Source organism: Pseudoalteromonas sp. ESRF-bin5 (genome assembly GCF_002632075.1).
GTDB classification, from domain to species: domain Bacteria; phylum Pseudomonadota; class Gammaproteobacteria; order Enterobacterales; family Alteromonadaceae; genus Pseudoalteromonas; species Pseudoalteromonas marina.
The window spans coordinates 1-23,669 of the sequence record NZ_NTLW01000110.1; the positions used below are offsets into that span (position 1 = coordinate 1).

A 23,669-nucleotide genomic window follows, 5' to 3' on the forward strand; every position below is an offset into this window, starting at 1 on the left:
CCAGCCGTTTACTTTGGTGGTAAACACAGAATTATTGATTTTCCTTTGTCTAACTGTATCAACTCGGGTGTTAGGCGTGTGGGTATAGCAACACAGTATAAATCTCACTCACTTATTCGCCACGTAAATCGAGCTTGGGGGCACTTTAAAAAGGAATTAGGTGAATCGGTTGAAATATTACCTGCATCACAACGCCATGGTGATGAATGGTATTGCGGCACCGCCGATGCTGTTTTTCAAAATATGGATATTATTCGTCATGAGTTACCTAAATATGTAATGATTTTATCAGGCGACCACGTTTATCGTATGGATTACGGTGCATTGCTTGCTGAACATGTTCAAAAAGGGGCCGATATGACCGTGTGTTGTATTGAAGTACCCGTTGAAGAAGCTGCAGATACCTTTGGTGTAATGACAGTAGATGAAGAAAGCCGTGTTTGTCGTTTTGATGAAAAGCCAGCTATGCCAAGCTCAGTGCCAGGCAAGCCGGGTACATGTTTAGCATCCATGGGTAACTACATATTTAATACTGAGTTTTTATTTGAGCAACTAAAGAAAGATGCTGAAAATGAAGGGTCAGGACGTGATTTTGGGCATGACATAATCCCCGCTATTATTGAAGAGCATAACGTTTTTGCATTCCCATTTAGAGACCCTCAACAGGAAGGTCAGCCATATTGGCGCGATGTAGGAACACTCGACTCATTTTGGGAGGCTAACATGGAGCTTGTTATGCCTGAGCCTCAACTTGATCTGTACGACCCAGCGTGGCCAATTTGGACATACCAAGAGCAATTACCCCCAGCTAAATTTATATTTGATGATGACGACAGGCGAGGAATGGCCCTTGACTCTACAGTTTCGGGAGGGTGTATTATTTCGGGGTCGGCAGTAAGAAAATCATTGTTATTTTCTAACGTGCATGTGCGCTCGTTTTGTGAAATTGAACAATCGGTTATTTTACCGGGTGCTATTATTAACCGCGGTTGTAAAATTAAACGTGCAATAATAGACAGAAGTTGTGAAATACCTGCAGGGCTTGAAATAGGGTTTGACCGTAAAACAGATGAAGAAAATGGTTTTAGGGTATCAAAAAAAGGCATCGTACTTGTTACCCGCGACATGCTTAGTGAACTTGCTAAAAAGTTAGAGCGTCAAACACAAGAAAATAAGAAACTAGCTTAATACAGAGTTAGGCAAAACAAGCTTGCCCTAAAGCGGGTGAGCTTATTAAAACAAAGGAAGTAGTAAATTAATGCATGTATTAATGGTTGCAGCAGAGAACGATGCGTTACCTGGCGCTAAAGTAGGCGGTGTAGCAGATGTAGTCCGTGATGCCCCGAAGGCTCTTGCGAAGCATAGCGTATCGGTTGATGTGGTGATCCCAGATTATGGATTTGAGCCATTAAATAGGCATTATATAGGTGAAGTAACCGTGGCGTTTAATGCTCAATCTCATGTAATGACCTTGTTTAAAGTGGATCAAACAAAAAATAACATAACTCAAATTGTAATAAGCCACCCAATGTTTAGTGAATCGGGTAGCGTTTATTGTAATGATGCACCGGGTAGGCCATTTGCAACGGATGCAACAAAGTTTGCGCTATTTAATGCGGCTGTTTGCGAAGCATTATTGCAAGGACTACTTAAACGCCCTAGTACGCTGCATTTACATGACTGGCATAGCGCATGCGTTGCTGTTTTACTTAAGTTTGAGCCACGTTACAGTGCTTTACACGATATACATTTAGCGTACACAGTGCACAATTTAGCACTACAAGGAATAAGGCCTTTTAAGCACGATGAATCGAGCTTAGAAGCTTGGTTTCCATCATTAAGTTACAACGGGCAACACTTGTGCGACCCAAGGTATTCAAATTGTTTTAACCCAATGCGAAGCGCCATTAATTTAGCAGACAAAATTCATTTAGTATCGCCTACCTACAGCCAAGAAGTGCTTAAACCCAGTAATTACAATGATGGCTTTTTTGGTGGGGAGGGGCTTGAACAAGACCTACAAAATGCAGCCGAACAAGGTAAATTGGTCGGCATTTTGAATGGCTGTGAATACCCTGCATTGGAAGTTGCAAATGCAGTTATGGACGAGTTGTACAACGAGACAGAAAAAAGCTTATTTGCTTGGATGAGCAACAGCGAACAGCTTGAAAGCGTTCACTACATTGCGCACCAACGATTAAAGCAATTTAAAGCGACACCAAATAATGGGCCAATTGTTACAAGCGTAGGTAGACTCACAGAACAAAAAGTATTGTTATTATGTCAGCCATTAAATGGTGAACTTGCGATAGACGCAGTATGTAATAGTATTAATGAACAGGGTGGGCGTTTAATCATATTAGGCTCTGGCGATAAAGCGCTAGAAGCATTGTTTACAAAAGCCATGGCACGTAACGAAAATTTACTATTTTTAAAAGGTTATGCGCAAAGAGTAGGTGATTTAATGTATCAATTAGGTGATTTATTTTTAATGCCTAGTTCGTTTGAGCCTTGCGGAATAAGCCAAATGCTGGCAATGCGCGCAGGCCAACCTTGTTTGGTACATAGTGTTGGCGGATTAAAAGATACGGTAAAACACAATCAAAATGGGTTTAGTTTTAATGGCGCAACATTACGTGAGCAAACACATACTTTGCTTTCATGTTTAACCGAAACGCTAGCATTTTATAAACAACATCCAAAAAAATGGCAGCAAATAAAATCTAATGCTAAAGCAGTACGCTTTTCGTGGTCTCAGGTTGCAAGTGATTACATTTCAACCTTGTACCGATAAACTTTGTTTAATTTAACTTAAGCGAAGTGACATTTTAGATTATTTACGCTATTAATAACTTGGTATTAATGGAATTAAATAAAGTAGGTAAAGTGTCTGTATTTGTTGCAAGGCAAGCAATTTTCAATCGGCGTCAAAAAGTAGTTGCTTACGAGCTACTTTTTAGGGACAGTCCTAAAAACTTTTTTCCTGATATAGCCGAAGGGCAGGCAACTGCACGGCTTATTATGGAAAATCAACTTAATTTGGGCACACGCCATATCACCTCTGGTAAAAAAGCACTCATCAACATTGGGCCTGAATCTTTAGAGCTTGACCTGTGTGCCTTTTTACCGTGCCAAGATGTTGTAATAGAGCTTCTTGAAAGCATAGAGCCCACTGATACAAATTACGAGTTATGCCGAGAGCTCTTTCATAGTAACTTTAATTTAGCCCTTGATGACTTTGTATACAAACCACAATGGGATCGCTTTTTAAAGCTGGTTAAACTCATTAAATTTGATATAACCATAACCCCATTAGACGATATTCACCCTATTATAAAAAAGCTCAAAGATCACAAACAAATTAAGTTACTCGCAGAAAAAATAGAAACTCAGGAAGAATACGAAGTTGCTGCTGGCATGGGCTTTGATTACTTTCAAGGTTACTTTTTTGCAAAACCCACCATGATGAAGCACAACGACATTGATTATAACTACGGGTTAGTCGTTGCAATATATGCTGAAATAATGGGCCCCAATCCAGATTTAACCAAAATAGCAGCTTTGTTTGAATTGGATGCCGCACTGGCTTATAAATTACTACGTTTAATTAACAGCGGCGTATTTCCCATACAAAGTAAAATAGCCTCCTTAAAGCAAGCGCTGGTTTATTTGGGCCAGGAGCGGTTAAAAAAGTTTGTTAGTTTAATTGTTACCGCTCACACCGCTGGTAAAAAGCCTGCAGAGCTAATGCAAGTGTGCGTCGTACGTGCGCGCTTTTGTGAATTGATTGCTAAAAAAGTGGCCAAGCATCAGTCAGGAGAGGCGTTTTTAACCGGCTTGTTTTCGCTTCTTGACGCTATACTAGATCAACCAATGAGCTTGCTTGTTGAAAAATTACCTTTCCAGGATGATATAAAAGCAGCCTTGCTCGAAGAAAAAAACACACTGTATTACATTTTAAAAGTTGTTAAAGCATACGAAACCGGCAGCTGGTGGGCACTCGAACAAGCTGTTATATTTTTAAATATACAAAGTGATATACTACCAGAGCTTTATCAGAAGTCGGTAGACTGGGCCGACAGCTATAAAAATAATATTTAACGGAAAATAGCTTTAATGCGTAATTATAATATGGACTTTATTCGCGGCATTGCCGTGCTTGGCTTAGTGTTTATGAATGGCTATGCCTTTGGTTTTATGGAATTTGGTTATGTGCCTTTAACTATCCCCCCTGTAAGCGACACCATCATTGAATATTTTAATATACTGTTTATAGAAGGCCGATTTAGAACGCTGTTTAGCTTACTTTTTGGCGCAGGTTTGTATATTCAATGGCAGCGCTTTAAATCATCTGCGCAAATAAAAAGTAGATTATATTGGCTCATAATTTTTGGTCTAATACATGGCTTTTTACTTTGGGCTGGTGATATTTTGTTTGTTTATGGAGTGTCTGGCTGGTTTATTATTAAATATCTAGACACCGACAACCCAAAGCTATTGCAAAGAGGGCTCGAGTTTACTGCTCTCTCGGCGGTGGTTACGTTTTTAGTGTTGTTCACTATTCCTGACGATCAGAGCTTTCGTGATTCTGCCAAGTTTATTGAGTTATTTAGCCCTCATTACAGTGATTACTTTAATGAAAATCTTTTTATAAATATCGTTATGCTAGTAACAGTACCGTTAATGACGATGTGGATGTGCGTTGGCATCATGCTAATTGGCATTTACGCGTATAAAGAGGGAATATATAACAAAGGTCTATCAAATCAGCAGTTGTGGGTGTGTGCCTTAGGTGTACTTATATTTTGTAGTATACGAGTAAGTACATCAACGCTTACTGGTGGTTTGGGTATGAGCTTACAAGAAATTTCTAACATGTTCGCTGCTCTGTGTATGGCTGGGCTTTATATACATGTAATTGTTAAGTTTTGTAATAATAGCCCACAGTTTGGCAAACTAATACAGCAGGCGGGTCGCATGGCATTCACACTTTATATAAGCCAAACCGTTATGCAATTGCTTATTTATAGAGTGTTATTTCCAGAGTGGATACTTAGCTTTAATAGAGTAGATTACTGGTTAGTTGCTGGCAGCTTAGTTGCTGTGCAGTTATTATTTACGTTATTTTATAGTCGTTATTTTAAACAAGGGCCGCTTGAAGTGCTGTGGCGCAAATTAACCGACATTAAATCGGCGGCATAACTCGCATTTTTAGGTGGTTTGGGTATACACTAGCGACCCTAAAAAATTAATACTATTAAGTGATATGACCGAATTAAAACGTTTAAATAAATTTATTAGTGAAACAGGTTTTTGTTCACGCCGTGAAGCCGATAAATATATTGAGCAAGGTCGTGTGTCAGTTAATGGTAATGCGCCAGAAATGGGCGTGAAGGTTGCAGCAACCGATGTAGTATTGGTCGATGGCAAACCATTAAAAACACCACCTAAACGCGTTTATATTGCCTACAATAAACCGGTGGGTATAACGTGTACAACCGAACGTAAAATCCAAAGCAATATTGTCAAAGCGGTTAATTACCCCGATCGTATATTTCCAATTGGGCGCCTAGATAGACCTTCTGAAGGGTTAATATTTTTAACTAACGAAGGCGACATTGTTAATAAAATTTTGCGTGCGGGTAATAACCACGAAAAAGAATACGTCGTCACCGTAGACAAGCCTCTTAACCGCCAATTTGTATCTAAAATGGCCAACGGCATTCCTATTTTAGATACTGTTACTAAAAAGTGTAAGGTTACACAAACAGCCCCTAAAGAATTTAAGATCATTTTAACTCAGGGGTTAAATCGCCAAATTCGCCGGATGTGTGAGTATTTAGGTTACGAGGTGGTGACTTTAAAGCGCACTCGTATTATGAATGTAACATTAAAAGGATTAAAAGTGGGTCAATGGCGTCATTTATCCGATGTTGAAATGGCGCAAATAAACGACTCAATTGCTGACTCAGGCAAAACCCAAGAGCACTCGTTAGATACTAACAAGCAAGTTGATAAAAATGCGGCTATATCACCTAAACGCGACTTTCAGGGTGAAAACCCTCGTCGTAATAAGCAAAAAGAGCGAGGCGATGAGAAAAAAAATAATCGCACTAATGCACCTTATCAAAAGCGCTCTACAACCTATGTTGGTAAACCAAAAACGGCGAAAGCAAATAGTGCATCTAGCAATAAAGCAGGCGCACGCACTAAGCTAAGTTTAAAAAAATAAGCTAAGCAATTACCACTGTATTAATTTAAGTTATAAAAAATGCCACAGTTTACGCTGTGGCATTTTTATTTAGTTAAACACTTAATATGTCTTTATTTACGTGGTTGGTATTCAATTCTAAAAATCATAGTATATAAAACAGGCACTACTATTAATGTAAGTATGGTCGCAAAGCCTAAACCAAACATAATTGTGACTGCCATAGATTGAAAGAACACATCAAACAGCAAAGGGATCATACCGAGTATTGTGGTGATTGCAGCCATTGCTACAGGTCGCACACGGCTCACCCCAGAATCAAAAACCGCTTGGTAAGGTGAGCTGCCCGCTTTAAGCTCAAGGTTTATTTGGTCGACTAATACAATGCCATTTTTAATGAGCATACCACTTAAGCTTAATAACCCAAGTAGGCCCATAAAACTAAACGGCGCGTTCATTGCTAATAAGCCGGCACTGACACCAATAATTGCCAGTGGAACTGTGGCCCAAATTACAAGAGGCTGTTTTAATGAGTTAAACAGTAAAACCGTAATAGCAAACATAGCTAAGTAGCCAAGCGGCAAAGACCCAAATATAGCTTTTTGAGCTTTGCTAGAAGATTCATATTCGCCGCCCCATTCTAATGAGTACCCATGAGGCAGCTCTATAGATTCAACAGGGCCTCGTACTCGGGCAAACAATTTAGCGGCTGTTTCATCACCTAGCACATTTTGGTCGGCCATTACCGTTATTGTTCGCTTTCTATCGCGACGCATTATTAGGCTGTCTTCCCATTCAACGATAAACTCATCTACCACTTGAGTTACTGGTACAAATACACCTAAAACAGGGCTGTATATTTGTAAATCATGAACGCTATCTACATTAAGACGCTCATTAGCAGGGGAGCGCGCAATAATTGGCAGTAATTGAGTACCATCACGGTATACACCCACCTGTTTACCCGACAGGCTTGTAAGCAACACATCATCCAGATCTGATTTACTTATGCCTAAGCGTCGAGCTTTTTGTTCGTTAAACTGTGGACGAATCATTTTGGTTCTTGCACGCCAATCATTACGAATATTAAATGCGCCGTTATCTTGAGCCATAAGCTTTTCAGCTTCAGCTGCGAGTTTTCTAAGAATGACAGGGTCAGGGCCTGTAAAACGGGCTTCTATTTTTGCATCAGTAGAAGGCCCAATTTCCATAGGCTTTATTTTTAGTTGAGCTGATAACGGTGTATTTTGAGAATAATCACGGACCTTTTGCATAACAACCGCAACTGCTTCGCGGTCTTTTACTCTTATAATAAGTTGTCCATACGACGAGTAAGACTTTTGAGGCGCATAAGTAAGCATAAAGCGCGGCGCACCTTGCCCGGTTGTACTTGTTACTTCTTCTACAAGTTCCTCTTGTTGCAAATAGTTTTCAAGCTTCTTTATGCCATCTAGTGTGGCACGAATATCCGAACCTTGTTGTTGCCAGTAATCTACGTAAAACATAGGTGTGTTTGAGGCAGGGAAAAATGACTGCTTAACCGAACCAAACCCCACTACGGCACTGCACAGTAATACAACCATGAGGATGATTGTTGACTTGCGATAGTGCATTGCTAAATCTAATAGCGTTTTATAGCCTGTAAAAATAAACCCTTGGTATGGGTCGTTATCTGAATCGTCTTCGGTGTTTTTATCATTTTTAAATTCATTTTCTGAAAACATAAGGTTTGCAAAAAATGGAGTTAAAGTAATGGCGGTTATCCAGCTAAGTAACAGCGATATAAACAACACCCAAAACAAGCTGCCCGCAAACTCACCGGTTGCGTCGGAGCTTAAACCAATTGGCGCAAATGCAGTAATACCAATAATAGTTGCACCTAACAGTGGCCATTTAGTTTGCTCCACAATGTTAACTGCGGCCTTAAGTTTGGTTTGGCCACGTTTTAGGTTTATTAAAATTCCTTCGGTAACCACTATGGCGTTATCTACCAGCATACCAAGGGCTATAATAAGCGCACCTAACGATATACGTTGTAAGTCTATGGCAAACAACTTCATAAAAATAAAGGTGCCTAAAACCGTTAGTAATAAAATACCGCCTATTAAAATACCGCTTTTAAGGCCCATAAAAATAAGGAGTACCACAATTACTATCGCAATGGCTTCTAGCAGGCTAACAATAAAACCGTCTACCGAAGTTTCTACTTCTTTTGGCTGGTTGTATACAGCATTCACGTCAATACCATGCGGGCGCTGGTACTCAAGTTCTGCTAAGTGAGCATCAATACGTTTACCTACATCAACCACATTAACGCCATTCATAAACGATACGCCAATTAATAGCGCTTGCTCAGAGTTATATCTAATTACATTAGTGGGTACTTCAGCGTACTCTCTAAATACTTCGGCAACATCACCTAAATAAATAAGCTCGCTCGCACCAGGTTTAGAAATCAGCAGAGTTTCAAGTTCTTTAACATCTTTAAATTCGCCGGTAGGATGAAAACGAATCGACTCATCGCCCACTCTAATTTTACCTGCGTTAGACACCGTGTTTTGAGATTGTAACAAAGCAAATATATGGCTGGGTGCAATACCAAGTTGGGCTAATTTACGGGTAGATATTTCTACCATTACTTGCGGCTGTTGCTCACCTGCAATCGTTACCTTGCTTACCCCTTTAACTAATACCAACTCACGCTTTAAATAATCGGTGTAGTCTTTTAGTTCATCGTAAGAATAGCCATCACCTACAACAGAATACAAAACACCATATACATCGCCAAAGTCATCTAAAATTGTACTTGGGTAAACACCACTGGGTAAAGACGGAGAAAGATCGTTTATTTTACGACGCATTTCATCCCAAATTTGGCGAAGTTGCTCTTTTCGATAAGTGCTCTTCATTTCCACGGCAATTTGCGACTTCCCGTTGGATGAAATAGAAGTCACGTGGTCAACATAGGGTAACTGTTGAATTGCATTTTCGAGTGGAAAAGTAACTTCTTCCTCGACTTGCTGCGGTGATGCGCCAGGGTACATGGTAATAACCATGGCCTGTTTAAGTGTAAATTCAGGGTCTTCTAACTGACCTAAATCAAAATACGATACGCTACCACCAATTAAAAGCAGCAGGGCAAACATCCAACTAATTACTTTTTTCTTTATAGAAAATTGTGCAAAGCTCATAATTATAAGCCTCGCTCTTTATTCCATGGACGAACTTTCATGCCTTCTTCAATCGAGTGAACACCCGCAGACACCACAATTTGGCCCTCTTTAATACCGCTAAGTACCTCTATGCCATCATGGTGTAATTGGCCAACTTCAACAGCTTGCTTATGGACTTGGCCGGTATTTTCATCATAAAGCCAAACATAGGCATTATTTTTAATTGCTTCTTGAGGATCAGAAAAAACCGATTCAATAGGGAGTATTGTGTAAGCAACCTGCGAACGTGTTACTTTACTTAAATCAATTAAAACGCGGCCAGTCATACCTGCTAGTAAGTTAAAGTCCTCAGGCACGGGTAACGAAAACACCACTTTATAAGTGAGTGTTGCTGGGTCGGCTTGAGTGTCCCATTCTTTAATATCGAGCGAGTATTCTTTATCTTCAAAGCCATCAAATTTAACAGTAGGGTGGTAATCCGTGCCTTTTTTGAATCGTGCCACTATTTTTTCAGGAACCTGAATTTCTACGTCCATTAAATCGCGCGTTTCTAGGCGCAAAATGTTTTGCTTAGCTTGAATATTTTCAAAATTCTTTACAAACACTTTGGCAACAGTGCCCGCAAAAGGGGCTCGCAATTCACTGTACTCTAGGTTAGTTTCAGCAATTTTAAATGCCGACTCAGCAATTTGCATATTGGCTGTTGCTTGGTCGAGCTCAGATTGGCTGGTAATTTTTTTCTCGAATAATTGTTCAATTCGGCTCAGTTGCGATTTTGCCAGTTCGTAACGTGCTTTACGTTCGTCAAACTGGAGTTGAAAATCTTCAGGGTCTAATTTGGCTAGTAAATCGCCTTTTTCAACGTGTTCACCAGCAAGAACCGGAAACTCTATAAGTTCTCCGTTTACCCTAAATGCAAGGTAAGATCCTTGGTTTGCAACCACCTCAGCAGGGAAACTACGAATATTAATTTGAGAGTCATGGCCAATATTGAACAGCTTAACAGGGCGAATGGGCTCTTCTTTAACTTGTTGTTCTGGCTCAGAACAGGCAATTAAGCTAAGTAGGGTCGTTGTTAGTAAACATAGACGAAAGAGTTTCATGTCTTCTCCGTTGCAATATTGGCAAAATAATTAAGTGCAGGATACGCTGCAAACATATAAAATAAAATTCATTAAATTTTAGAGACTCAATAAGTTTTACTTATAATGTTTTGAGGCGATATATGAAGCTGAATCAATTAGTAATATTAGATGCCATAGTGCAAAGCGCAAGTTTGAGCGGCGCTGCGCAAAAGCTTCATAAAACACAGCCCGCGCTAACGTTGGCTATAAAAAACTTAGAAGCGCAAATAGGCTTTGAGCTGCTAGATAGAACAAAGTACCGGTTACAGCTTACTGAAAAAGGACGTATTTTTCATCGTGAGGCACAACAGTTACTACATGCAAATGACGAGCTTGCCAAACTCGCAGAAGAGCTTTCGTTAGGAAATGAACCCCAATATCAAATTTGTTACGAACAGCTCTGCCATAAACAAAGTTATAACAAGATCATAAGTAATACTTTTAGGCAGTTTACGAGCACAGAGTTTTGTATTACCAGTGGCAAACGGTTTGTATCGTTAGAACAAGTTAATAGTGGGCAAGCAGAGTTAGGTATTGGCCCCTGGTTTGATTTATTTCATGCTACAGGTGACTTAGAAAGCGTGCCCATAGGTAAGCTCGACATTGGTATAGTAAGTGCTAAAGGGCTATTACCCCAACAGTTAACATACACACAATTACAAACCTATCCATGTTTAGCTATGTTTGAAAGCGATTTAAGTATAGACAGCGATAGGCTATCTTACTCTAAAGGTTCTGCAATGATGAAAATAGACGATGTAGCAACTTTAAAATCGTTTTTACTTTCAGGGGCCGGATGGGCAATGATGAGCCTAGAGCATTGCAAACCTGAAATAAAAGCAGGCTTACTACAAGAAATCCATATTACAGACCGCGAACATAAATTTAGCGCACAAATAAGAGCGTTTAGGCAGCATGCTATTCATCATGGCCCTGTGGCACGCACTGTATGGGAGCAATTTAAACAACTAAGTAAGGCCTACGCTGATAAAAATGGATATTGAAAAAGAAACCCTTATTTATACTGTAATAGCCGGTATCCCAGCAGGAAAAGTAGCAAGCTATGGTCAAGTTGCTACGTTGGCTGGATTTCCGCAAAACTCACGTTTAGTTGGGCGCTTATTAAAAATAATGCCAAGTGATTCGGTTATTCCATGGCATCGTGTTGTAAACAGCCAAGGTAAAATATCGTTCCCTGTAGGCAGTAACAAGTACCAAGAACAGCGTCAAAAGTTATTATCAGAAGGTGTGCTTTTTAAAAACGACAAAGTAAATATGCGTGAGTGCAGGTGGCAGTAAAGTTAACACTTTAGGCTAATTGCCAGTGTAGGTCCGATAAATTAGTGCCATTCGGCACAGTAAAATACCTTCTAGATATTTTTGCTAAGTACTCAGTATTAACGGATGAACACCTAACGCCTCGGCAACGTCCTTTGATATGGTATTATCTCGTAAGCTAAGTTTGACTGCTTTGATTTTAAAATTAACTGGGTAAAACCATCTCTTTCTAGGTTGGGTATATCTAGGCATTTTAGCCTCCTAAAAGTGATGAGGAGGTGTCCACTAAAACGGGTGAGGAGCAGTTCCGTTATAAAGAGTGTGTTAGCTATAATGTGCACAGATAAGCATGTGTATGTAATTGTGTGACATGCAGACAATCATGAAACCGACAAAGCAGATACTAAATGTTCTCTCTGGTATTGCGTGTATAGCTAAACAAGGCATTTGCTTTAGGTTTGATAGCGAAGGTATAAATAAAAATGAGTGGCGCTCGAAATGTTTATATTTAAACAAAACTTTTGTAAAAAACAATTTTAAGCCTGAAACGTACATTAAAACGAATGTTGAAGCTCCAAGCAGATCTACCATTTCCATGAGTTCCATGCTCACTATAATTTCTGGTCCAGCAATGAGCATTACTATTATTACTGCTAATGAGTGCCAAATGCCTTTAGACATTGTTTTTTTGATCCGATCAAACACTAAACTTTCCTTGTATAGCTAATGCCTTGTTAGCTCTTCTTGAATGCATATTTCAATTTAAGCCATTGATATTTAAACCATGCTTTATTTTTAGAATCAAAGTCTTTCGTATAATCAACAGCAAACGTCTGGGTTTTTCCTGACATTGCTACGTTGAGTATTTTATTGCATTTTAATTGATGGTAGCCATGAGATGTATGTAAAGAAAAGATTAATGCATCAAAGTTATTTTTAATCGTTGCAGCTTTAATTCTTAGATCAGTGTGACCATTAGCTGCTATTTCAAAATTATCTGAACTACAAAATACACCGTCCGATAATGAAAGAATAGATCTGTAATCTGGTGGATGATTTTTAAATTTTTCAACCGTAAATCTTGGTTGTAAATATGAGTCTATAGATTTGATTACAACAGGGTAAGGCTTTCGGTTTTTAACGACTAAAATGAAGGTGCTTTCATCATCTTTAATATGGACTACGACTCTCTCAACTTTTAATGCTTTCTGTGAGTTTTTAAACCAACTAATTAATACTGTAGTTATAGCTATAAGTGATGCTAGAGAGCTTAATATTTCCACAGTAAATTTAAAGTTACTCATAACTCTCCTGAAAAGCTAACGCCGATATATGGGGCATTTTTTGTATAATGGATTTTTGGGGGTAAAGTGGCGAAGCCCACCCAAAAAAAGGAGCGTAGCAGAAAATGTCCCTATGACAGCTTTGTTATGCATTTGGCTATTGGAAGAAGACATTATTTAGAAAACCAGCATAAGCCCAAATTAAGGTTCCACTTACTGTGAAAATAAAATAAATTGAAATATTCTCATAATTTTTAAGAATCCCTGATACTTTGGAATTTTTGATTTTATCAATTTCTTCCGTTGAAGTAATTAACTCACCGAACTCCATTCCACCATCTACGTAATGATCTCCTTCTTTAGTGGGATTTAGGTCTCCTTCATTGATTTCCTCAAGTGGAAAAGAATAGCTAAATGACATAAGTAACCCAAAAACAGAAAGTAAAGCACCGAATGCCGCGAGCCAAGTAAAATCTTTATTACAAAAAGAAAGGACTATATGGAAAATAAATATTAGCGCAATGACGATGTAAAGCGCAGCTCTAGACATGCCAGAAAGTGCATGTAAGCCTTTATAAACTTAACCCAAGTATTTGGCACACATTTCTCCTTTTTTGACCTGTTAATTTGCTTGTTAGGAGTAGCTATTCAAACTCACCTGATTGGTTTTGGTTAGAACCTCTAAGCCAACTAACATTGGAACGTATTCAAGACCATCAGGTACTTTTTCTATATCAACAATATAAATACCAGCATTGGTTTTTCCAGCTATAAATTGGTCCTTTTCAGCCTCTTTTAACCTAAACGTAGGGTCAACAATCCAAAAATTCTCTATGACTACCCATACATGATATTCAATTGTTTGATGCTCTTTCCCATTTACTATGTCATAGAGGTAGTCATAAGAAGTATTATATTCCGGTTCACCAAAAATCTTTATGTCGCCAATAACAATATGACAAGGGATTTCGTTTTTTTTAAGAAATAAGTAAAGAGATGTCGCCATGCCAGAACAGTCATCTACAGTATGATATCTAGGGATTCCTTTGTCATCGCGATCTTTGATTGTGTATAAAAACCAATTTTCGATTAGGTCTTTTAATTGATTATTTTGTTTTGCTGGATAGTCTTTAAAGGATATTTTGGGAATATTATTTAAATTAAATTTTGTAGACTTTGAGAGCGCGTTCTCTAATCCGATAAAAAAAGATTCTGATTTATCCACTGATACTCCTAACGCCCTAATAATGGGCAAAAAATTGTTGGCTAAAATGTTGAGGAACGAAAACAGCCAACTGTTTTTTGTCCGTTTGAACGCCTTGTATGGATAATAACCCCATAAATAAATTATTATTTTAACCTAGTTCGGGTAATGTGAGGCCCAAGCTTTGGCTGCAACCAAAGCCTTTTATACAGTAGTTCGATTGAGCGTAGGCTCCTCTATTGAGAGACCGATAACAAGTAAGAACGATGTATAAACTCCAAGCATTAAACTCGGATAGTCAACGGGGCCTCGAGCCCGAATAGCAAGGCAGAGTCAGCTTATTATGAATACAAAAAATAATCAAAATGAAATTAACGTCGGTGTCGATACAGGTAAAACACAACTCGATATTTATATCAGGCCTCTAGACATTTACTTTACTGTAGAAAACAATCAAAGTGGTATTAAACACGCCATTCAAATCTTAAAAAAACACCCAGTGACGCGTGTCACTATTGAGGCGACTGGACGCCTTGAACAGCCTTTTATTATAGCTTGCGCTGAGGCGAATATTCCCTTCGTGGTTGCTAATCCCGTTAACATAAAACGCTTCGCAGGGGCTATCGGCCAGAAAGCAAAAACAGATAAACTTGACGCGCAACTCATCGCTTATTTTGGTGAAGTAATTAAACCGCCTCTATCGTCTTTAAAGCCAGAGCAAATGCGCTTGATGAGTGATTTACTCTCTAGAAGACGCCAGTTAATGGATATGCAAACGATGGAGAAAAATCGCTCTCAAATAATGCCAAATACACTATCGCCACTCATAAAACCTATCTTAACTGCACTGAAAAACCAAATAGATAAAGTCGATTTAAAACTTCAAAAACTGATTGAGGAATGTGACGAATACAAAGCAAAAAATGCCATTATAAAAAGTGTGCCTGGTGTTGGCAATGTGGTCGCATTTAACTTGCTTAGTGATATGCCTGAGTTAGGTTATGTGAACAACAAAGAGGCCGCTTCTTTAGTGGGTGTAGCCCCATTTAATCGTGCGAGATGGTGTCATGTGGGATCCTAAATTGGTTTAAAATTAGGAATTGACACCATAGTCACTTGTTATGTGAATTATTCACTTGTTTTATAGAATGAGCGACTACCAACTTTTTTAAATTGGACCTTATTTTGATCCTGTAAGTGACGCGCAATTGTGGCAAAAAGCCAACCCGTTTTATTATCAATTTTATTGCCTTGAGGATATGCTGATTTTTTCAAATCTAGTTGATCTTTGATGTAAGTTGCAGGTACCCACGATTCACTAAATCCAGCTTCAGAGGTCTTAATAAAATTACAAACTTCATCTGACATTGCATTAAACAATTCATCTACTTTAGATTTATTAGACACGAGGCCTCCGATTCACATAACGCCGCAAATCACCGGCCGTTTACTGCGCTCTTTCTTTTGTGTTAGAGTGGAGCTTGCGGAACGAAACACAAAGGCAAGAGCGCAGTAAACGGTCCGAGTGCATTTGCCTTGTTAGAATGCTTTTGCATAGTAAAAAACTGCAATGATTGAACTACAGCATACTCAACGGAAACATAACACAAAATAAAGTTGCTTTCAGTTAACCATTGTTGGCAATTAGAATGTTTTATTCCCTTGATGTTCACTATTTGTTTGTCTGATTTAGGTGTTTACTATGAGCGACTGGTTAGTGGCATAAGTTTCGTTTAAATAGCACTTCTAGCAATTAAGAACCAACCTAAATGAACGAAGCAACCAATTACGGACTTTGAATGTTCAATATGCTATTACTATGGCTGCCATTGATAATATTTGCGCTGAGATTGCAACACTGTTATGTTTGCTTATAATATATTTAAACGAAACCACTCGCTGCAAACTCAGCTATGTTATCGTTTATTTTTAGCCATGGATGAAAGGAAGCCTACAAAGAATCGTGAATTGCTTCTATGCTTTTATTTCTGCATTCTAACGATTTATCTAACTGCCGCGGTGTTCTTTCGCGTCAAGGTTGAGCGCCTTGTTTGGCCCACTCTTAGCACCACTCCACTATTTTGTGGCATAACCATTAGATGTGCCTATGCTAAATGTTTATCAGAGATAATTCAGCCTGAATTCAGACTCAATATTTTGCAGGATGCTGATTACTATAATTGATTGCTCAGTTAGTTTCCGAATCAACGATATTAAATCACTTTTTGATGCTCCATTCTCGGCAGACGTTAATACTTGTTTACCTAGACTATGAAGAAGTTTATGCGGCTCCTCAAGCTGTTCATATAGAGCGTTTCCTGAATAGGCTTTCCCATGACTATAATACCATTTTCCCAGCAAACACTGCGTGTGATCTAGCTCGGGTTTGCCACGGAGAAATGGTGTTGGTGTTTTTCTATTAGCCATAAAATACACACCGTCTATGATGCTTTTTCTCCACTGCAGATGATCAATCTGCGCTTGATATATCAGTCCAATTAGATCCGAGGGCCAACGTTTTTCTGTGTTTATAAAATCAATAAATTCATGAATAGGGAGTGGACGGCTAACCCAGTATCCCTGGCAAATAGTACATCCGGCATAAAGCAGTGTCTGATAAATTTCCTCAGTCTCTATTCCTTCAGCCACAGTTTCTATGCCAAGCTCATGCGCCATCCGTATACTGGCTTCGGCAATTGTGCGATCTTTGTCTGAATAGCTAATCCGCCCTACGACACCTTGATCTATTTTTATTGTGGTAAACGGAGATTTAGACAATGTATCAATGCTGGAATATCCCGTACCAAAATCATCCATTGCCAGACCTACGCCCATCTCTTGTATCAACAGTATGCGATGCATCAACTTTTCATCGTTGCTAATGATGGTCGACTCGGTTATTTCTACTTCCAGCTTGTTTGCAGGTATCAGATTATTTTGGATTGCTTGCTTTATGGCTTCTAATAGCCTGTCATCTTCAAAATCTATTGGTGATACGTTAAAAGACATGACAATTGAGTCATTAAAATCCTTAATAATATTAAAATCAATTATCAGTTTATCAAACATCGATAGAGTGATTTCTTTTATAAATCCGGAGCTCTCCGCTAGCGGAATAAATTCAGCGGGACTAATTATGTTACCGTTTGGTTCTATCCAACGTAGTAATGCTTCAGCTCCACAAATATCTCCCGTAATCATCGATACCTTAGGTTGGTAGTAATATATTAACGCATCATTCTGTAGAGCATTTTTTAAGTCATTTAAATTCATAGGAATCTCATCACGTGGAATGTTGTTATAGAGCCGAACGTCACAAAGCGTCCGAGTGCATTTAGTGTTAGAATGCTTTTACATAGTAAAGAACTGCAATGATTGAACTACAACATACTCAACAGAACCATAACAAAAAATAAAGTTTCTTTCAGTTAACCATTGTTGGCAATTAGAACGTTTTATTCCCTTGATGTTCACGATTTGTTGGTCTGATTTAGGTGTTTACTTTGAGCCACTAGTTAGTGGCATAAGTTTCGTTTAATTAGAACCTCTAGCAATTAAGAACCAATCTAAATGAACGAAGCAACCAATTACGGACTTTGAATGTTCAATATGCTATTACTATGGCAGCCATTGATAATATTTGCGTTGAGATTGCAGCACTATTTTGTTTGCTTAAAATAAATTTAAACGAAACCACTCGCTGAAAACTCCGCTATGTTATCGTCTATTTTTGGCCAAGGATTAAACGAAGCCTACAAAGAATCGTAAATTGCTTCTATGCTTTTATTTCTGCATTCTAACATGTTTATAGCGAGCTAATCGCGCGTATTTCTTCCACAGCATCGCTCGTTTGTCTTAATTACTCATTTGTAACAAACTTCTTAAGCATTTGCTAGTACTAACAAAATACAGTCGTTCTGGTTTTTAATGCAAGATAAAAACGAGCGATTGGGTCGTTTTACTGACTATGCAAGCAATATATTTTGACGAAATTAAAAAGTAACTGTTAACGACAGCTCTAAGCAGCCTTTAATAAACGTAGGTGCTGATCGAAATGTAATGACAAATACAACCAGCTATTACGAATAAGTGCCAAATTGCGTGGCTGAATTGAGTTGTTTTAGCGCTGTAAAATAATGTGCCTGCGCTATAAAAAATTCCGCCAGCGAGTAGCCAATACAAAGCTTTTACATCAATGCTTGAATACAACGGATAGATAATTGCTAATGCAAACCACCCCATGAGTAGGTAGGTGGCTAGGGATATTTTTTTGTTACCATTTTTAACAAGTATTTTGTATGCAACACCTGCAATCGCAACGGTCCATATAAAGCTGAGTGTACCCCATGACCAGGCCCCGGATAGTGAGAGCAATAAAAAAGGAGTGTATGTGCCTGCAATGAGTAAATAAATGGCGCAGTGGTCACACTTTTTGTACAAGGCACGCAACTTAGGTTGCACGCTCGCGTGGTATAGTGTTGAAGATAAAAATAGTATAAATAAGCTACTACCGTATATTGCGGTACTTATATTGGCTTTAGTGCTGGTTGCTTGGTTAAATAAATCCCACATAACAAAAACAGCAAAAAAAATACCGAGTGCGTGGCTTATAACATTGAGCTGTTCTTCTTTACGAGAATAAGGGGTGTCGAGTGACATTACTACTCCTACCACTATTTAATTTGCGTTTAGTGTACAAGTGTACGCTGAAACTTTCAATCACTGTATAAGTTAAAGCTTTTTCTTGATTTTAAACAAAAATAATTCACTATGGGTTGGCCTATTTACAACAAAACTCAAGTTAATAACCATGAAAGCAAATTTAAAAGCCGCATTACTAACAGCCATTATTTACCCAGGGGCAGGGCACTTTTCGTTAAAAAAACATTTAATAGGTGCAATATTTGCTGGTGTGTTTTCGGTATTATTAATTTTAACGATGAAAGATATATTTGCCGTTGCACAATGTACAGCCAATGAAATTGTGGCAGGAAAAATACCGATTACCATCACCTCTATATTAGGTGCTGCAAAAGAGCCGTCACTGGCATGTGCAAAACTTGCAGAATACAAATACTTGCCACTTATGATAATTATTTGGGTGCTGAGTATGGTTGATGCCTATCGTTTAGGTAAAAAGTAAACCCAGGCCTACACTTTTTTGTATTCACTTTTTTGTGATTTCAAAACCATTATTTAAAGCTGTGTGTTTTTTCGTAATGACTTTGTAATTCAACGTGCAATTTAGTATTTAAATTTTTTGGCTAATATAAAATAATTAAGCATTTCCACTATTTATTTTTTAACTAAAAAATGGCTAAAAAATAAATTTACGTGGTTAAATTAACCTTTCCTGAATTTCAATAAATTAACCAGCTCATTAAAACTTTATTAATATCAGTGATTTAAACTTTATTTTCATCTTGGCACAACCCTTGAGTATATAACTACGTCTAAACAATACACAAACAAGGAATACCATTATGAAACATTCAATTAAAATCGCTATGGCTAGTTTATTAGTATTAGGTTCTTCGCAAGTAAACGCGACAGAAGTGGACCTAAATGTAACTGATATTTTAACAAACAGTGTAACTAGCTACATTAAGCAAACCACCATTGAGCTTGAAAAATCTATAAAAGAAACACTTTATTTTGATACAAAATTAACACTGGAAACGTTAATTGAGCCTGCTGATTTAGTGAGTAATGAAGCGGCAGAAAGTAAAGACCCTGCAGTTAATAACGTAAAATAAGCAACTTAAAGGAATAAGGCGATGAGTACCGAGCTTGGATTATTTGCACTTATGTTGGCACCCGTAGTGAGTATTATAACTGCGTATGTATCTGTACAAGCACTAAAGAGTATGGGTGGGTGGCTTAATATTTAACCAATTAAGTACAATGCAATTAATTCGGTTTACTTAAAGCTGATCGACTTAGTAAAAACGCACGTAAATAAAGGCAGTGTTATTGATAGAAGTAGACTTTATGAAACGTGCGATTTTCCCATTACCCATTTTTATTTTACCTGAAGGTTATACGCGTTTGCGTATTTTTGAACCTCGTTATTTAAACATGGTTAAAACCGCATTAAAAAATAACACGGGGTTTGTGCTATGTACGTTTGAGCACGACACACCTTTTAACATTAGCGCCCAAGGATGCTTGGTTGATATAATCGACTTTGACCAAGACGATAATGACGTGCTGCTTATTGATGTTTTTGCGTCTAAAAGTGTTCAAATAAATGATGTTTACCAAGACGAAGAAGAACTTCGCCATGGTTTAATATCTGATTGTAAAACGCCTTACTGGTATAGCGATAAAAACAAACAAGTTGGTGAGCATTTTTTATTGCATGACGCATTGCGTAACGTTTTTTATGGTAACCCTGAACTTAACCTACTTTACAAAACAACTAACTTTAATAATTTAGCTTGGATAGCCGCCCGTTGGCTTGAGTTGTTACCTATTTCGATCGAGAAAAAACAACAACTTGCGTTCGAAACTAACTTTGATAACTTACTTAATTTCCTCCATACTGTAATTAATAACGAATTTGCCTAAATAATGTGATCTCGTACCATTTATTGCACGTATTACCTTTATCAAAACAATAATGGGATTAATTACTATGGTAAGTCAACAACAGTCAACTCGTTGTGAACCTAATACAGGTAAGTATACTGCCATGCCAGAAACGCCTAGTTCTGAACTTATGCAAGCATTACTATCGGTCGCACAAGACCGTGATAAAAAAGCATTTGCCTATTTATTTGAATATTTTTCACCAAAAATTAAACGCTTTGGAATAAAGCAATTTGGTGTAGAAGCACAAGCCATGGAGCTTGTACAAGAAACATTAACGTCTGTATGGCGTAAAGCACACTTATATAACAGCGATAAGGGTGCTGCTACTACGTGGGTTTATACAGTAATGCGTAATGCGTCATTTGATATGCTTCGTAAAATGAAGAGCAATAAAGAAGAAAACATTAGCGAAGATATTTGGCCTTTAATTAATGAGTCTGAAGACACAAATAACGAATACACTGACCATTTAGAAGACAAACAAATTAAACGCTACCTTGATAAATTGCCCATCGCTCAACGTGAGGTTGTTCGTGGTGTTTATTTTCAAGATATGTCGCAAGAGCAATTAGCTCAACAACTTAATATTCCAGTAGGCACGGTAAAATCACGATTACGTTTAGCCTTGCAGAAATTACGTAATGAAATGGGAGATCAGCATGATTAAACATCACCCGAGTGAAACACTACTTACAGAGTATTGTTCAGCGTCGTTAAGTGCCTCTTTGAGCCTTGCAGTTTCGATACATGTGGATATGTGTCCTGTTTGCCAAGAAAAAGTTGCAAAAATAGAAGCAAGCAATGCAGATGCTTTGTTTAGTGAAGACGCCGAAGCTTTTGAGCAACCAGTTAATAACCAATCTCAGTTGCTTGAAGAGTTTGATATGAATGTGCTTGACTTAATTACTGCAGACGATTCTGTAGACGAAGTGTATGAAGTAGAGCCAGTTAAAGTAAGTGTAAATGATCACAATTACCAACTCCCTCGTGCTCTGACTCGTATTTCGCACAGCAAGTTTACTCAAGTTGGCAAATTAGCTCGTTCACGTGTAGCACTAGATGATGGTGCATTACGTTCAAGTTTACTGCACATAGATGCGGGCGGTGAAATTCCTGAACATACGCACACAGGTTTTGAAATAACCCTATTACTTGACGGTGAGTTTTGTGATGAAGACGGACACTACGTGCCAGGTGACTTTATTTGGCAAGATGGTCGTCATCAACACACGCCAATAACAAAAGATGGGTGTTTATGCTTTACAGTTGTGAGCAGTGCGCTACATTTTAATAAAGGGCTAAGTAAATTACTAAATCCAATTGGTAATTTAATCTACTAAGAGATTACATGCAAAAAACTACAATAAAAATAGGTATAAGCGCCTGCTTAGCAGGCGAGAAAGTTAGATTTGATACAGGTCACAAAAGGTCAAACTTTTGTATGGACGAACTCGCAAAGCATGTTGAATATACACGCTTTTGTCCTGAGGTTGCGGTTGGCTTACCAATACCTCGGCCTACAATTCGCCAAGTTCGAGTTGGCGACACAATTAAAGTTTGCCGTCCTGATGGCTCTGGTGACGTTGGACCGCAGTTAACCGAGTACGGTAAAAAGGTTGCTACTGAGCAAGCTAAAGAGTTGAGTGGTTTTGTATTTTGTGCCAAAAGCCCAAGTTGTGGCATGGAGCGTATAAAAATATACAACGAGGCTGGGACGGGTAATACCTCAGAGGGCGTTGGTTTCTTTGCAGAACAAATTATGAAGCATAATCCACTTTTGCCTTGCGAGGAAAATGGTAGGTTAAACGATATACACCTGCGTGAGAATTTTGTAATGCGCGTGTACGTTTTAAACAGCTGGCAGCAGCTTGTAAAAGAGCCACTAAGTGTTCACCACTTAACGCAATTTCATGCTAAGCATAAGTATTTATTAATGGCACACAATTACCAAGCTTACCGAGAGCTTGGCAAGTTACTTGGAACCTACGCTGGTGATGATATAAACGCATTGGCTGATGAATACATTTTAGGTTTAATGACAGGGCTTAAAAAACCTGCATCTCGTCGTAATAACTGTAATACGTTAATGCATTTACAAGGTTACTTTAAAAAAGACCTCGCTAAGGTTGAAAAGCAAGAACTACGTGAAGCAATAGACGAGTATCGCTCTGGTTTAGTGCCGCTTTATGTGCCTCTTACTTTACTTAAGCACCATCTAAAAGTTCACCCTAAAGAGTACCTAGAAAAACAGGTGTTTTTTAATCCCTATCCTCATGATTTAAAACTACGATTTGGTATTTAATGAATACATTATTTTGGTTTAGGCGCGATTTGCGCCTTTTTTCGAATGAAGCGTTAATAGAAGCGCTAAATAATGGCGCTAAACACGCCATTTTTTTTGTTTGCGAAAAGCAGTGGCAACAGCACCAAGCAGCGCCAATACAAATTGATTTACTAAAGCGACGTGTAACTTATTTGCAAGAGCAACTTGCCAATTTCGGCATCACGCTTAATGTAATAAACGCTCCTAACTTTAGTGATTGTGAATCTGAGCTACTTTCGTTTTGTGAAACTCATGATATTCAGCATATTATTGCTAATACAGAATATGAGCTTAACGAAGTAAATCGAGACAAGGCGGTTTTGGCACAATGTGACAAACGTTCCATTACTTTTACATTATACGAAGGAGATTTAATTGCGCCTGTTGGTAGCGTTAAAAACCAAAGTAATGAAATGTATAAAGTATTCACACCATTTAAACGCGCATGGTTAAAACAGTATCAAGATACTCACTTTAGC

General features: G+C 38.3%; 22 protein-coding genes and 2 pseudogenes. 15 read left to right on the forward strand and 9 right to left on the reverse strand.

Annotation, left to right across the window (positions count from 1 at the left end; translation table 11 throughout):
* The 5 genes from glgC to rluF all read left to right on the forward strand — a co-directional run.
* A partial coding sequence (gene glgC / locus BCG07_RS05515; protein WP_286889162.1) for a glucose-1-phosphate adenylyltransferase occupies positions 1–1,188 on the forward strand: 1,188 nt, incomplete at its 5' end.
* Positions 1,189–1,258: 70 nt separating this feature from the next.
* A complete protein-coding gene (locus BCG07_RS05520; protein ID WP_286889164.1) occupies positions 1,259–2,794 on the forward strand; it encodes a glycogen synthase in 1,536 nt (511 codons plus the stop codon).
* A 92-nt stretch (positions 2,795–2,886) separates the two neighbouring features.
* Positions 2,887–4,101, forward strand: coding sequence for an EAL and HDOD domain-containing protein (locus tag BCG07_RS05525; RefSeq protein WP_033025164.1), 1,215 nt, complete (start codon positions 2,887–2,889; stop codon positions 4,099–4,101).
* Between the two features lie 15 nt (positions 4,102–4,116).
* Positions 4,117–5,202 (forward strand): DUF418 domain-containing protein, encoded by a 1,086-nt coding sequence (locus BCG07_RS05530; RefSeq protein WP_286889166.1) that lies wholly within the window; start codon positions 4,117–4,119, stop codon positions 5,200–5,202.
* Between the two features lie 64 nt (positions 5,203–5,266).
* Positions 5,267–6,232: a 23S rRNA pseudouridine(2604) synthase RluF gene (rluF, locus tag BCG07_RS05535; RefSeq protein WP_286889168.1), complete on the forward strand. Its 966-nt coding sequence runs from the start codon at positions 5,267–5,269 to the stop codon at positions 6,230–6,232.
* Between the two features lie 92 nt (positions 6,233–6,324).
* Here the strand turns inward: rluF and BCG07_RS05540 are convergent, their stop codons facing one another.
* On the reverse strand, positions 6,325–9,402 hold the full coding sequence (locus BCG07_RS05540; RefSeq protein WP_286889169.1) for an efflux RND transporter permease subunit: 3,078 nt from the start codon (positions 9,400–9,402) through the stop codon (positions 6,325–6,327).
* 2 nt (positions 9,403–9,404) lie between these two features.
* The gene (locus tag BCG07_RS05545) at positions 9,405–10,487 is read right to left on the reverse strand and encodes an efflux RND transporter periplasmic adaptor subunit (protein WP_006791784.1); all 1,083 of its coding nucleotides are present in this window, start codon (positions 10,485–10,487) and stop codon (positions 9,405–9,407) included.
* A 122-nt stretch (positions 10,488–10,609) separates the two neighbouring features.
* Here BCG07_RS05545 and BCG07_RS05550 point away from each other — a divergent pair, with 122 nt between their 5' ends.
* Positions 10,610–11,512 (forward strand): LysR family transcriptional regulator, encoded by a 903-nt coding sequence (locus BCG07_RS05550; protein WP_008127847.1) that lies wholly within the window; start codon positions 10,610–10,612, stop codon positions 11,510–11,512.
* Positions 11,502–11,807 (forward strand): MGMT family protein, encoded by a 306-nt coding sequence (locus BCG07_RS05555; protein WP_010556241.1) that lies wholly within the window; start codon positions 11,502–11,504, stop codon positions 11,805–11,807. Before BCG07_RS05550 ends, BCG07_RS05555 begins: the two co-directional genes overlap by 11 nt.
* Positions 11,808–11,897: 90 nt before the next feature.
* Here BCG07_RS05555 and BCG07_RS05560 read toward each other — a convergent pair.
* The 4 genes and pseudogenes from BCG07_RS05560 to BCG07_RS05575 form a co-directional block, all read right to left on the reverse strand.
* A pseudogene (locus tag BCG07_RS05560) lies at positions 11,898–12,038 on the reverse strand (transposase); the annotation flags it as partial.
* Between the two features lie 482 nt (positions 12,039–12,520).
* Positions 12,521–13,090, reverse strand: coding sequence for a hypothetical protein (locus tag BCG07_RS05565; RefSeq protein WP_286889174.1), 570 nt, complete (start codon positions 13,088–13,090; stop codon positions 12,521–12,523).
* Positions 13,091–13,226: 136 nt separating this feature from the next.
* Positions 13,227–13,619 (reverse strand): hypothetical protein, encoded by a 393-nt coding sequence (locus tag BCG07_RS05570; protein ID WP_286889175.1) that lies wholly within the window; start codon positions 13,617–13,619, stop codon positions 13,227–13,229.
* Positions 13,620–13,703: 84 nt separating this feature from the next.
* Positions 13,704–14,294 (reverse strand): hypothetical protein, encoded by a 591-nt coding sequence (locus BCG07_RS05575; protein WP_286889177.1) that lies wholly within the window; start codon positions 14,292–14,294, stop codon positions 13,704–13,706.
* Between the two features lie 322 nt (positions 14,295–14,616).
* Here BCG07_RS05575 and BCG07_RS05580 point away from each other — a divergent pair.
* Positions 14,617–15,327 (forward strand): annotated as a pseudogene (locus BCG07_RS05580) (IS110 family transposase); the annotation flags it as partial.
* 74 nt (positions 15,328–15,401) lie between these two features.
* Here the strand turns inward: BCG07_RS05580 and BCG07_RS05585 are convergent.
* From BCG07_RS05585 to trhA, 3 genes are all read right to left on the reverse strand, one after another.
* A complete protein-coding gene (locus BCG07_RS05585; protein WP_286889178.1) occupies positions 15,402–15,680 on the reverse strand; it encodes a hypothetical protein in 279 nt (92 codons plus the stop codon).
* A 714-nt stretch (positions 15,681–16,394) separates the two neighbouring features.
* Positions 16,395–17,546, reverse strand: coding sequence for an EAL domain-containing protein (locus tag BCG07_RS05590; protein ID WP_286889179.1), 1,152 nt, complete (start codon positions 17,544–17,546; stop codon positions 16,395–16,397).
* 756 nt (positions 17,547–18,302) lie between these two features.
* Complete coding sequence (gene trhA / locus BCG07_RS05595; RefSeq protein ID WP_286889181.1) at positions 18,303–18,932, reverse strand: PAQR family membrane homeostasis protein TrhA; 630 nt, start codon at positions 18,930–18,932, stop codon at positions 18,303–18,305.
* Positions 18,933–19,083: 151 nt separating this feature from the next.
* On the opposite strand from trhA, the gene BCG07_RS05600 reads away from it, so the two are divergent.
* The 7 genes from BCG07_RS05600 to BCG07_RS05630 all read left to right on the forward strand — a co-directional run.
* Positions 19,084–19,416: a hypothetical protein gene (locus tag BCG07_RS05600; RefSeq protein WP_286889183.1), complete on the forward strand. Its 333-nt coding sequence runs from the start codon at positions 19,084–19,086 to the stop codon at positions 19,414–19,416.
* A gap of 340 nt (positions 19,417–19,756) precedes the next feature.
* The gene (locus BCG07_RS05605) at positions 19,757–20,029 is read left to right on the forward strand and encodes a hypothetical protein (protein ID WP_243534144.1); all 273 of its coding nucleotides are present in this window, start codon (positions 19,757–19,759) and stop codon (positions 20,027–20,029) included.
* A gap of 235 nt (positions 20,030–20,264) precedes the next feature.
* The gene (locus BCG07_RS05610) at positions 20,265–20,843 is read left to right on the forward strand and encodes an LON peptidase substrate-binding domain-containing protein (RefSeq protein WP_033020167.1); all 579 of its coding nucleotides are present in this window, start codon (positions 20,265–20,267) and stop codon (positions 20,841–20,843) included.
* Between the two features lie 67 nt (positions 20,844–20,910).
* Entirely contained in the window at positions 20,911–21,534 is a 624-nt protein-coding gene (locus BCG07_RS05615) for a sigma-70 family RNA polymerase sigma factor (RefSeq protein ID WP_243534146.1), read from the forward strand.
* Complete coding sequence (locus BCG07_RS05620) at positions 21,527–22,207, forward strand: ChrR family anti-sigma-E factor (protein WP_243534148.1); 681 nt, start codon at positions 21,527–21,529, stop codon at positions 22,205–22,207. Before BCG07_RS05615 ends, BCG07_RS05620 begins: the two co-directional genes overlap by 8 nt.
* 8 nt (positions 22,208–22,215) lie before the next feature.
* Positions 22,216–23,169 (forward strand): YbgA family protein, encoded by a 954-nt coding sequence (locus BCG07_RS05625; RefSeq protein ID WP_010556229.1) that lies wholly within the window; start codon positions 22,216–22,218, stop codon positions 23,167–23,169.
* Positions 23,169–23,669: deoxyribodipyrimidine photo-lyase (locus tag BCG07_RS05630; protein ID WP_286889187.1), on the forward strand; the 501-nt coding region annotated here is incomplete at its 3' end. The genes BCG07_RS05625 and BCG07_RS05630, both read left to right, overlap by 1 nt.

Excerpts from the sequence above, each read along its gene's own strand:
- BCG07_RS05520 (WP_286889164.1), top strand. The coding sequence starts at position 1,259 with ATGCATGTATTAATGGTTGCAGCAGAGAACGATGCGTTACCTGGCGCT.
- BCG07_RS05530 (WP_286889166.1), top strand. The coding sequence starts at position 4,117 with ATGCGTAATTATAATATGGACTTTATTCGCGGCATTGCCGTGCTTGGC.
- rluF (WP_286889168.1), top strand. The coding sequence starts at position 5,267 with ATGACCGAATTAAAACGTTTAAATAAATTTATTAGTGAAACAGGTTTT.
- BCG07_RS05540 (WP_286889169.1), bottom strand. The coding sequence starts at position 9,402 with ATGAGCTTTGCACAATTTTCTATAAAGAAAAAAGTAATTAGTTGGATG.
- BCG07_RS05545 (WP_006791784.1), bottom strand. The coding sequence starts at position 10,487 with ATGAAACTCTTTCGTCTATGTTTACTAACAACGACCCTACTTAGCTTA.
- BCG07_RS05550 (WP_008127847.1), top strand. The coding sequence starts at position 10,610 with ATGAAGCTGAATCAATTAGTAATATTAGATGCCATAGTGCAAAGCGCA.
- BCG07_RS05555 (WP_010556241.1), top strand. The coding sequence starts at position 11,502 with ATGGATATTGAAAAAGAAACCCTTATTTATACTGTAATAGCCGGTATC.
- BCG07_RS05565 (WP_286889174.1), bottom strand. The coding sequence starts at position 13,090 with ATGAGTAACTTTAAATTTACTGTGGAAATATTAAGCTCTCTAGCATCA.
- BCG07_RS05570 (WP_286889175.1), bottom strand. The coding sequence starts at position 13,619 with ATGTCTAGAGCTGCGCTTTACATCGTCATTGCGCTAATATTTATTTTC.
- BCG07_RS05590 (WP_286889179.1), bottom strand. The coding sequence starts at position 17,546 with ATGAATTTAAATGACTTAAAAAATGCTCTACAGAATGATGCGTTAATA.
- trhA (WP_286889181.1), bottom strand. The coding sequence starts at position 18,932 with ATGTCACTCGACACCCCTTATTCTCGTAAAGAAGAACAGCTCAATGTT.
- BCG07_RS05600 (WP_286889183.1), top strand. The coding sequence starts at position 19,084 with ATGAAAGCAAATTTAAAAGCCGCATTACTAACAGCCATTATTTACCCA.
- BCG07_RS05605 (WP_243534144.1), top strand. The coding sequence starts at position 19,757 with ATGAAACATTCAATTAAAATCGCTATGGCTAGTTTATTAGTATTAGGT.
- BCG07_RS05610 (WP_033020167.1), top strand. The coding sequence starts at position 20,265 with ATGAAACGTGCGATTTTCCCATTACCCATTTTTATTTTACCTGAAGGT.
- BCG07_RS05615 (WP_243534146.1), top strand. The coding sequence starts at position 20,911 with ATGGTAAGTCAACAACAGTCAACTCGTTGTGAACCTAATACAGGTAAG.
- BCG07_RS05620 (WP_243534148.1), top strand. The coding sequence starts at position 21,527 with ATGATTAAACATCACCCGAGTGAAACACTACTTACAGAGTATTGTTCA.
- BCG07_RS05625 (WP_010556229.1), top strand. The coding sequence starts at position 22,216 with ATGCAAAAAACTACAATAAAAATAGGTATAAGCGCCTGCTTAGCAGGC.